The following is a 10,156-nucleotide window of genomic DNA, read 5'->3' as shown; positions in this document are numbered from 1 at the left end:
TTCGCTACCAAGTTGAATTTGATACCGCTGACCTACTGCGAGCCAATCCGAAAGAACGCTTCCAGAGTTATGAGACGGCGATTAAATCCGGTGTGATGTGCCCGAATGAAGCCCGCGAACGTGAGGGGTTATCCCCCCGTGACGGTGGCGATGAATTTAGTCAGGCATGGAAGCAAGAGGTCAGTATCAAAAAAACCGAGGTGAAAGATGAGTAACCCTCTCATGACATTAGACGAAATCAAACTGCACTGCCGGATAGATGAAAGTAATACGTTTGAAGACGAACTGCTTAAGGGCTATGCCAACGCTGCATTAGAAGTCTGTCAGCAACATATCGGCAAGCGGTTTGATGAGGGCTTGGTATTCAGCCCGGCGATCAAAGTCGGCTGTTTACTCTATATCGGTTTGTTGTATGAGAACCGGGAATTGGCGACGGATGTTGAACTGAAAGAAGTGCCTTTTACTATCAAATCTTTGTGGTCTGTCTATCGTGATGTGGGGATCTACTGATGCCGTGGCAACCGTTAAGACGTTGTGGCTACCCCGGTTGTAAGCAACGGGTAAAGTCCGGTCGCTGTGAGGAACATCGGCGGGAACAGAACAAGCAGCGGGGCACACGTACCGAGCGTGGTTACAGTAATCAATGGGGCAAGTACAGGCTGATGTATCTTAAGGCTAACCCTTTATGTGTCCATTGCCTCAAGCAGAACAGTTACACACCCGCCACTATCGTTGATCACATTATCCCCATCAATGGTGATAGTGATGTGCTGTTCTGGCCTGAATCCAATCACCAAGCCCTGTGTCATGGCTGCCATAACCGCAAGACCGTGCAGACAGACCCCATCACTAAACAGAAGCGCAAGAATGGGGAATATCGGGAACAGGAAGCAGAAGCGGCAAGGCGTAATGACTGGATATATCGGCATGAACAAAGAAGAGACAGAACAACTAATTAAAGGGCTATTGAAGCACAGCGAACCCTATCGGCAACAAAATCAGATTGCGCCTAAGAAGCCTACAGCGAGGCGCAAGACACAACGCAATAAGGAGCTAATGGAATGCTTTCGAAATCGTTAGAGAAGCATTCAGAGGGGTAGGGGTATCAAAAATGACAAATGCCCCGCTAAAAGGAACCGCCGCCCCCTCGAATTTTTATGCACGGCACTTTTTTCAATAGCAGTCATTTCAACAGGATACCATGACTATGGCAAGAGCACCCAAACCCCCGGTTTATTTAAATGAGATTGCTGCTGAGCAATGGAAATCAAAAGCCAAAATTCTCAATGAACGGGAAGATCTCAGCCCGGCAGACTGGAACAACTTAGAACTGTATTGCGTCAACTATGCGATTTACCGTAAAGCCGTTGCTGACATTGAATTGCGCGGGTTCGCGGTGGAAGGTTCACGCGGCGCAGCGACCAGTAACCCATCACTGAAAGCGAAAGCCGATGCCGAAAAAATCATGATAAAAATGTCGTCATTGCTGGGATTTGATCCGGTATCACGCCGCCGAAATCCGATAGAAAGCGATGAACCTGATGATTTAGATGTGCTGATAGCCTGAGTAATATCACCGATGAACGCATGGGAGCAGTACGCTTTTGCTATCGAAAATGGCACAATTCCGGCCTGTAAACGGGTAAAGCAGGCGGTGAAACGCTACTATAACGACCTGAATAACCCGCTTTATACGTTTGATAGCGAGGTTGTGGAACGTTTTATTGGCTTTTCCCGTCTCTGCCCGCACGTCAAAGGCCATTTACGCGGTAAGCCGATTGTATTAGAACCGTGGCAGCAGTTCGCCTTTGCTAACCTGTTCGGCTTCAAGGTCAAAGCGACCGGTCGCCGCAAATACCGCAGCGCTTACATTCAGGTGCCGCGCAAAAATGCCAAATCCACCGTGGCCGCGATACTGGCGAACTGGTTCTTGGTGATGGAACCAGGACAGCAGGATATCTACACCGCCGCCGTGAGCCGGGATCAGGCGCGTATCGTGTTTGATGATGCCCGTCAGATGTGCCTGCTTTCCAAGCCGCTTAAGAAACGGGTGGCTATTCAGCAACATAAAGTGACTTACGCCAAAAGCAATAGTCTGTTAAAGCCACTGGCCGCCAAAGCCGCTACGATTGAGGGGACAAACCCCAGTCTGGCGATTATCGATGAGTACCATTTGCACCCGGATAACGCGGTTTACTCTGCCCTTGAATTGGGGATGGGCGCACGTCCCGAAGGACTCCTGTTTGCCATTACGACCGCCGGCAGTAACGTGATATCCGCCTGTAAACAACACTATGATTATTGTTGCCAGATACTGAATGGCGAAGAACAAAATGAATCGCTGTTTGCCCTGATTTACGAACTGGACGACGAGAACGAAATTGATGATGAAGCCCTTTGGATAAAGGCCAATCCCAATCTGGATGTGTCGGTAGACAGTGCCGCCTTGCATGACACTATCCAGAAAGCGCGGGGTATTCCGTCACAATGGACAGAAATGTTAACCAAACGCTTTAATATCTGGTGCCAGGGCGAAACGCCGTGGATGGGTGAAGGAGCTTGGAAAGCCTGCCAGACAGAATACGATGAAAACGACCTCAAAGGCTTGGAGTGCTACGCTGGGTTGGACTTATCATCGACAGGCGATATCACCAGTCTTTGCTACACGTTCCCGGTCGATAATGAATTGTTACTCCTGACTCGCCACTACCTGCCCGAAGCCCAGCTACAGAACCCGGCCAACAAGAACCGGGCAATCTATCGTCAATGGGCGCAAATGGGCTGGATTCGTACCACCATAGGCGATTGCATTGATTATGACCGTATCCGTGATGACATTCTCAAAGACAGCCAGCACTTTGATATCAAACTGGTCGGCTTTGACACATGGAACGCCACACACCTGCGTACTCAGCTACAGGGAGCAGGGTTAGACGTTGAGCCATTCCCGCAAACCTATATGCGCTTTAGCCCGGTGGCAAAATCGGCTGAAGTGTTCGTGAATCGTAAGGTCATTCGTCATAACGGCGATCCGGTGCTGGCGTGGGCGATAGCCAATGTGGTGATGGAAACCGACGCGAACGCCAATATCAAACCGAACAAGAAGAAATCCGCGAATAAGATAGATCCCGCCATTGCGTTCCTGATGAGCTTTGGTACATGGCAGAGCGAGCATGAGGATTTTGCTTTCAGTCTCAATGAGGAGCAGAAGCAACGACTGGCTAGCTTTGACGGTATTTAGGTAACTCATTGATTTAACCCAATTCCCGCACGGTGCAGAAATTCCGGTTCTGAGCGGGAATTGAGTAATATTAATCGGTTAAAAGGGCTTTAAAATCCCATTTAACGTAACCCATTGATTTTACTAATTTCCGGCACAGAGACAGAGTTATTAATAATCAATAGGTTACGGTTAACATTAATGTATATATTTAATTTTATTCATGAATAAAAAACGGAATCATCTCAAAGTGGGATATCCCACTTAGGGTATTGGGGAAATCACAACACCTTTTAGCAGAGCAAAGCCCGAATTCGGGCTTAGGTGATAACCCATTGATATTTAATCAGACGCCAGATTCGGCGTCTGATTATATTTTGAACACCGAAGATATCGGTATGCAAAATCCAATATCCGATAATCGGACTTTGCGGGTTACTATTGGTTACTCACAAACTTTGCACAACTCATTAAGAGGTGCACAAAAGAGCGAGATAGAGGCAATGTATTACCCTCTATTGTGGAAATCACAACGCAGAGGGCTTGAGTTTACGCCGTCCAGCACAAGGTTACTTAATGTAACTGAGTACGTATTACGTTCGCAGTGATTTAACTTGCTGATTTTTATCATGGTCAAAATCTTGACCATCTACAGGCGGTGGAAAATGGCACGAAGAAAGCAAAAGAACGCATCATCGATAGTCGCCACGGTCACAGGGAAGATAACCGTCGCCCCCAAACGTATAAAGTGCCAGACAGGTAAAGTGATGGCAGTCGCTACCATGCAGGCGCAGAGTGAAAAGCGCAGTGATTATCCGCTGCGTGTTATTGGCTTTGATGAGATGGCACTATCGGTGATGTTATTACAGAAAGGTCAGGTGATCACGGTTACGGGGAGATCTTCTTACTGGCGGGGCTATCAATTGGCTGTCAGTTCTATCGCTTAATAGGTTCCGACGAAATTCAGCGCAACCCTCTATAGCTCGGAGTGTTAAACGTACCAACCCACTCACTTCCGACGAAATTCGTCGTCAGTCGTTAGGTCTGGATGTCTGGTGTATTGACCGCTTTTTGTTATCAGCAAGCATTTCTATGTGACAAAAGTCTCTTTAATCAGGATCAATAATAACGAACAAGGTAATGCGTATGTACAATAACCTATTATTTCATTGTATGGGTTATGGGTATGCGAAATCGTCAACAAGCGCAGTTAATTGCAGAGCAGCTACTAAAAGAAGATATTGTTATATTAGATACAGAGACAACAGGATTAAAAATCGATGATGAAATTATTGAAATAAGCATTATAAACGCTGATGGTCATGTTTTACTGGATACACTTGTTAAACCACAAAAAAAGATACCTCCTGACGCGACAAGAATACACGGAATAACAAATGAAGATGTTCAAAATGCGCCAACATGGAATGAGATCTATAAAAAATACAAAGAAATAGTTAAAGGAAAAACAGTCATTATTTATAACAAATCTTATGACATAAGAATAATTAGGCAAACATGTAAGAAATATGAATTACCTACACCAAGAATAAAGTCAGAATGTGCAATGCTGTTATATGCAGAGTATCACGGGGAAATAAATGAAAGAACAGGTGATTATAAATGGCATAAACTCACTAATGCCATTCGTGATAACAAGATAGAAGTTTCTGGCGCTGCACATAGAGCACTTACAGATGCTCAAATGACATTGGAACTAATGAAACACATGGCCTATGGAGATCCTAATGCTCCTATATATTCATTACGCTCAATATACCCGCCTATTAATCCTGAGTATGAAAAATATAAACGCAAAATCAAAGAGGAGGAACGGTGTGCTCAAGAACGTAAAGATAAATTAAAAAAAGAAGACAGAGCGTTTTCAATATGTGCTGAAATAGTATTTTCTCTTTTGTTTTTATTGTTTGTAATTTGGCTTTTTTCATGAAATTACATAAGGTCAGAGCTACTATCGTACTGATCTGTTCACCTCCGACAAATGACATCATTTCACTCTACCCCTAATAAAATTATTGTGTATTGCAATGTGTATTGCATATTAACAATAAATACAGGGAATAACTTCTATATCCTTTTGTAAATAAATAAAAAAATTAAAAATTGCAATTTTCAGGCGGCGCAAATCGCCTCCGCCGTCTATCAATCACAGGGCGTAAAAGTCAGCTTGAACGATACACTGCTTAAATGGGGAAATCCAGACGAAGAGAAGCAAGACGACTTCGAAAACTTCTTTGCTAGTCTCGCATAGGTGGCACTGTGGCAAAATTGCGTGAATTAATCATTAAAATATCGGCAAATTCAAGCTCTTATCAGGCTGAAATTGCGCGAGCCGCCCGATTGGGTGAAAACTATCACCGTGTGATGGAAAACGGTAACAGGAGCGCTGCCGCCGCCACCCGTGGGAGCAGTGCAGCCCTGCGTGACCTGAATAACCAGCTTGTTTCCGTTAAAGCCTCGGCTATCGGCATGACCGGCGCTTTTGCGGGCATCTTCGCTACGAGCAAATTGGTTGAAACCGCCGACAAGTGGACAAACTTAAATTCCCGCTTGAAACTGGCTACCCAATCCACCGTTGACCTAACTAACAGTCAGCGGCTACTGATGGAAATGAGTCAAAAAACTGGCACATCGTTTGAAGCTAACGCCACCGTCTTTGCCCGTGCCGCCGCGCCTATGCGTGCGCTGAAATACGCCTCGCAAGACATTGTTAACATGACGGAAGTCCTGTCAACGGGATTGAGAATATCAGGCGCGAGCGCCTCAGAATCCAGCTCGGTATTGATCCAGTTCTCGCAAGCGATGTCGTCCGGCGTGCTGCGCGGGGAAGAATTTAACGCAATGGCGGAGAACGGCAGCCGAATCATTCAGGCGCTGGCGGATGGCATGGGGGTTGCCAGAACCAAATTAAAAGGTATGGCGGATAACGGGTTATTGACAATGGATAAAGTCATCCCCGCTTTGCTGAGCCAACTAGAAAAACTGAAAACGGAAGGCCTCTCAATGGGGGCGACGGTCGAGAAATCGTTAACTCGCGTTCAGAATGCCTTTATGCAGTGGGTAGGTGGGGCTAACGAGGCGACAGGGACCACTCGTGTGCTCGCCGGGGTGTTGGATGACTTGTCTAAAAATATCAACGACATCGCCGCGGCGGGCATGGTGGCGGCTGGTTTGTTCGGGGCAAGGGCATTAGGTAACCGGATATCCGCGATTGGGGTATCAACGTCTGCGTTAATACAAAACACAAGAGCGGAGATAAATAACGCAGATCAGGCGTATAGAAACGCTCAAGTGCAGGTGGCTAATGCGAGGGCTACTGAGCTTCAAACTCAGCGCAATGTGTTAGCGGCTCGTTCAAAGTTGCTTCAAACCACAAACTCTCAACAATTTGCCGCTGCTCAGATTAGATTAAATCGAGCGATAGAAGCAGAGGCAAAAGCTCAAGCCGTTGTTGCTCAAAGTATCGCGGCCAGAGCCACAGCCCAGTCAAGACTTAATGCGGCCACTTCTATTGGATCACGGATGGGCGGCGCACTACTCAGTGTTGCTGGTGGCTTGCCGGGGGTGCTGATTATGGCAGCCGGTGCGGCATACATGCTGTACCAAAACCAAAAACAGGCTAAAGAAGAGGCAAGGGCGCACGCGAAAGAAGCGACAAAAATCAAGGAAGAACTGAGCAAGATGACCCCCGTTCAGCTCAGAGACACCAAGAATCAGCTAAAAGAAGACCTTGCTGTTGCCAAAGAGGATTTGGAAAAATTCAGAAAGGAGATGACGAGAAACCAAATTAGCCTCAACATCTTCATGAAAGATAAAAGTCAGGGTAGAAATGTTGGCGATAAAATCACTGAGTTCAGTACAAAACTCTCAGAAAGCCGCTCGGCGTATGAGGAAGCACTGAAAACGGTCGGTGAAATTACTTCTGCCCTCACGAGCTTGGGTGACCAGCAATCGGTAAACGCTGAAAAAGAGAAAAGGTTTACCGTAGCGATTAACGAAATGCGCAAAACCGGTAATGTAACGCTGGCATTGCAAAATCAAAAACTGGAACTCACCGTCAGCCTTCTGGAGCGGATCAAAAAATTAGGTATTGACGTTTCTGGCATTCACATTCCCGTACCAGAGGTGAAATTTGAACCCAATGATAAATTAAAATCGCTTTTGGCAGACCAAGAGAGGGGTATTGATCTCTCCAAAAGAAAGGGGTTAGACAAGGCTCAGCGTGAGGCGTACTACAAGGCTATCGATGCGGGGTTAAACCCGAATGACAGACAACAGAAGCCTTACGTGGATCGAATGATTAACAATGCCACACAGATATACCAGAACACCGAGGCAATACGTAAACAGGACGAAGCCGCCAGAGAAGCCCGAAATGCAGCAGAAAGTGCCGCTCGGAAAGCCGCAAAAATCAAGGAAGATTACGCACACAAAGTAGCTGAACTGAACACTCAATTGGCAACCGAAGCGATTCGCTACAAAGAAGGCAATGCCGCCGCTGAGTTGTTTGCGGCTTCTCAGGGGAATGTCACTAAGTTCACTCAGGAACAAAACACCCAGATCAATCAGCTCAATCAACGACTGGCAGAAACCAAGCAACGCTATCAGGATTTACAGGATGCCATAGAGGCTGACCCGTTCCGCAATGTTGCCAAAAGAACCAAAGAGGCCACCGAGCAACTGCAACGGCAGAATACCAATGGCCAAATTGAGTCACCCGCCGAATACGACTACCGAAAAGGCGAGATCTGGAAAGATAACGTCAGGGGTAACGCGGACGCCAGCCAGAGATATGCCGTCTCTGCCAAGGACGACCTGCGGGGCGATGTTGACCCGATACAGGATCTGGATAACCAACTGGCACGTAAAAAAGCCTTGTATGAGGTTTATGCAGAAACACAAATTATCAGTGAGCAACGCAAGAATGAGCTTATCCTCTCTGCTGAACGCGATACCGATGCCAAGCGAGTTGAGGCCGCTAAACAGGTGTTTGCGAGTCAGGGTGATTTACAGTCGCTCGCTGTGACGATGTTTGAAACCACGCAAGAGCGGATGGGAAATATGATCACCGGTCTGCTCACTGGCACCAAATCCCTCAGAGAAGGTATGTCTGAGCTGTTTGCCTCTTTGGCTCAAGACGTGGTTAAAAGTTTGGTCAAAATGGCCGCGCAGGCGCTGATCACGAATACCATCATGAAAGGCATGGAGTCGATGGGCGGTGGCGGAATGTTCAGCGGCTTTGCTTCCATGTTCACCAAGAACGCCAAAGGCGGTATTTACAATTCCCCTGGCCTAAGCAGTTACAGCGGACAAATCGTAAACAAACCCACTTTGTTCCCCTTTGCCAAAGGTGCGGGATTGATGGGTGAGGCAGGTCCCGAAGCGATAATGCCGCTAGCCAGAACGAGCGACGGCAATCTTGGGGTTAGGCTGGTTGGGTCAAACCTGTCTAATTCAAGTACGGCACCGCAAGTTTATATCACCATTACGAATGAACAGACGACGCAAGCTACTTCTCCGGGATGGGAACAGTTTGGTAGCGAGATTGGGCGCTTTGTCGATCAGCGTTACCGAGAGTTAATCGGCAAGGATTTGGGGCAGGGTGGTTTACTTAGCCGTGCAATAAGAGGAGGGCGGTAATGAAATTAGAAGAATTTACGTATATCCCCCGCGTAAACCCTACAGGGGAGGTAACTCAGAAAGTCCGTTCAGTGCAGTTTGGTGATGGCTACACCCAACGGAGCGGAAGCGGCCTGAACATTGTGCATCAAAGCTGGACCGTCAGTTTTGTTGGCAATAAGCAATATATCGACAATATTCGGCAATTTCTCTTGCGTCATGCGGGATATCGCGCTTTTAAATGGAAAAATCCGCTCTCAGAGTTGGGGCTTTATGTCTGTCAGGGGCACAAGGTCACAGCGATGGGCATGAACAGCAAGAGCGAACAAATATACCAACTTTCCGCTGTATTTGAAACCACCTACCAACCTTAGGATATTCCCATGACAATTAGTACCACCCTCCAACGCCTTGAGTCAGGGAGCCGGATTCTATTGTTTTCTGTTGATGGCTCCACTTTTGGTGGGCCAAAGCTGCATTTCCATAATCACCCCAGCCCTTATGCAGAGGATGAATTGAATTCAGAGCACTTACCCATTAAATCCATCTGGTGGCAAGGCGTGGAGTACGCTCCATGGCCGGTCAAAATCGAGGGACTAGAGGTCAACAGTGATGGCAGGGCGATATCCCCCACACTCAGCGTTGCCAACCTCGATGGCACGATCAGCGCCTTATGTCTGGCGTATCAAAATATGGTTCAGGCACGGGTTACCATCCGTATGACCTTTGCGCACTATCTGGATGCCCGTAATTTCCCCGACGGGAACCCAGAAGCCGATCCCACGCAGGAAAAAATCGACGTCTTCTACATTGACAGTAAGACCTATGAAGATAACGAAAGCATTCAGTTTGCCTTATCTTCACCCGCTGACTTGCAGGGGATTCAAATTCCGACCCGTCAGATACACAGTCTTTGTACGTGGTGTATGCGCGGGTTATATCGCAAATCCCCCTGCAACTACACAGGTGATCGGTATTTTGATGAGGACGGAAACCCAACAGATGATCCATCAAAAGATGCCTGCTCTGGATTATTGTCAACAGGATGTGAGCCACGCTTTGGGAAAGGGAATCAACTTCCCCACGGCGGCTTCCTCGGTTCAGCGTTAATGAGGCGGTGATATGGAAACGCTGCGTAAACATATTATCGATGCCATCATAGATCACGCGCAGACCGAATACCCCAGTGAATGTTGTGGTCTGGTGATTCAAAATAGCCGCAAACAGCAATATATCCGCTGTCGCAACACGGCTCCCTCACCCACAGAACAATTCAGTCTGCACCCCACGGATTAC

General features: G+C 47.2%; 12 protein-coding genes. All 12 read left to right on the top strand.

Features of this window, described 5'->3' with window-relative positions:
* Nucleotides 1–215, top strand: a 215-nt coding sequence (locus tag Xkoz_RS18405) for a phage portal protein (RefSeq protein WP_141554445.1), incomplete at its 5' end; no start/stop codon positions are given.
* Nucleotides 208–510 (top strand): head-tail connector protein, encoded by a 303-nt coding sequence (locus Xkoz_RS18400; protein WP_099143404.1) that lies wholly within the window; start codon nt 208–210, stop codon nt 508–510. The genes Xkoz_RS18405 and Xkoz_RS18400, both read left to right, overlap by 8 nt.
* Nucleotides 510–959, top strand: a complete 450-nt coding sequence (locus Xkoz_RS18395) for an HNH endonuclease (RefSeq protein ID WP_099143403.1) — start codon at nt 510–512, stop codon at nt 957–959. The genes Xkoz_RS18400 and Xkoz_RS18395 overlap by 1 nt, the downstream gene beginning before the upstream one ends.
* Before the next feature lie 248 nt (nt 960–1,207).
* Nucleotides 1,208–1,567: a phage terminase small subunit P27 family gene (locus Xkoz_RS18385; RefSeq protein WP_099143401.1), complete on the top strand. Its 360-nt coding sequence runs from the start codon at nt 1,208–1,210 to the stop codon at nt 1,565–1,567.
* Between the two features lie 12 nt (nt 1,568–1,579).
* On the top strand, nt 1,580–3,241 hold the full coding sequence (locus Xkoz_RS18380) for a terminase large subunit (RefSeq protein WP_099143400.1): 1,662 nt from the start codon (nt 1,580–1,582) through the stop codon (nt 3,239–3,241).
* Between the two features lie 644 nt (nt 3,242–3,885).
* Nucleotides 3,886–4,167 carry a hypothetical protein gene (locus Xkoz_RS18370; RefSeq protein ID WP_099143399.1) on the top strand — a complete coding sequence of 94 codons (282 nt, stop codon included), beginning with the start codon at nt 3,886–3,888 and terminating at the stop codon, nt 4,165–4,167.
* Between the two features lie 239 nt (nt 4,168–4,406).
* Nucleotides 4,407–5,171 (top strand): 3'-5' exonuclease, encoded by a 765-nt coding sequence (locus Xkoz_RS18365; protein WP_167386626.1) that lies wholly within the window; start codon nt 4,407–4,409, stop codon nt 5,169–5,171.
* Nucleotides 5,172–5,324: 153 nt separating this feature from the next.
* Entirely contained in the window at nt 5,325–5,492 is a 168-nt protein-coding gene (locus tag Xkoz_RS18360) for a phage tail assembly protein T (RefSeq protein WP_099143397.1), read from the top strand.
* 8 nt (nt 5,493–5,500) lie between these two features.
* Nucleotides 5,501–8,881: a tape measure protein gene (locus Xkoz_RS18355; RefSeq protein ID WP_099143396.1), complete on the top strand. Its 3,381-nt coding sequence runs from the start codon at nt 5,501–5,503 to the stop codon at nt 8,879–8,881.
* Entirely contained in the window at nt 8,881–9,234 is a 354-nt protein-coding gene (locus Xkoz_RS18350) for a phage tail protein (protein ID WP_099143395.1), read from the top strand. The genes Xkoz_RS18355 and Xkoz_RS18350 overlap by 1 nt, the downstream gene beginning before the upstream one ends.
* A gap of 9 nt (nt 9,235–9,243) precedes the next feature.
* Complete coding sequence (locus tag Xkoz_RS18345; protein ID WP_099143394.1) at nt 9,244–9,981, top strand: phage minor tail protein L; 738 nt, start codon at nt 9,244–9,246, stop codon at nt 9,979–9,981.
* Between the two features lies 1 nt (nt 9,982).
* On the top strand, nt 9,983–10,156 hold a 174-nt coding region (locus Xkoz_RS18340), incomplete at its 3' end, for a Mov34/MPN/PAD-1 family protein (RefSeq protein WP_422646071.1).

Source organism: Xenorhabdus kozodoii, from assembly GCF_002632875.1.
In the GTDB taxonomy this organism is placed as follows: domain Bacteria; phylum Pseudomonadota; class Gammaproteobacteria; order Enterobacterales; family Enterobacteriaceae; genus Xenorhabdus; species Xenorhabdus kozodoii.
This window is presented reverse-complemented; position numbering and strand designations above follow the sequence as displayed.

Bases quoted from the DNA above. Each gene is read 5' to 3' on its own strand.
- Xkoz_RS18385 (WP_099143401.1), top strand. From the start codon at position 1,208: ATGGCAAGAGCACCCAAACCCCCGGTTTATTTAAATGAGATTGCTGCT.
- Xkoz_RS18345 (WP_099143394.1), top strand. From the start codon at position 9,244: ATGACAATTAGTACCACCCTCCAACGCCTTGAGTCAGGGAGCCGGATT.
- Xkoz_RS18380 (WP_099143400.1), top strand. From the start codon at position 1,580: ATGAACGCATGGGAGCAGTACGCTTTTGCTATCGAAAATGGCACAATT.
- Xkoz_RS18400 (WP_099143404.1), top strand. From the start codon at position 208: ATGAGTAACCCTCTCATGACATTAGACGAAATCAAACTGCACTGCCGG.
- Xkoz_RS18370 (WP_099143399.1), top strand. From the start codon at position 3,886: ATGGCACGAAGAAAGCAAAAGAACGCATCATCGATAGTCGCCACGGTC.
- Xkoz_RS18365 (WP_167386626.1), top strand. From the start codon at position 4,407: ATGCGAAATCGTCAACAAGCGCAGTTAATTGCAGAGCAGCTACTAAAA.
- Xkoz_RS18350 (WP_099143395.1), top strand. From the start codon at position 8,881: ATGAAATTAGAAGAATTTACGTATATCCCCCGCGTAAACCCTACAGGG.
- Xkoz_RS18395 (WP_099143403.1), top strand. From the start codon at position 510: ATGCCGTGGCAACCGTTAAGACGTTGTGGCTACCCCGGTTGTAAGCAA.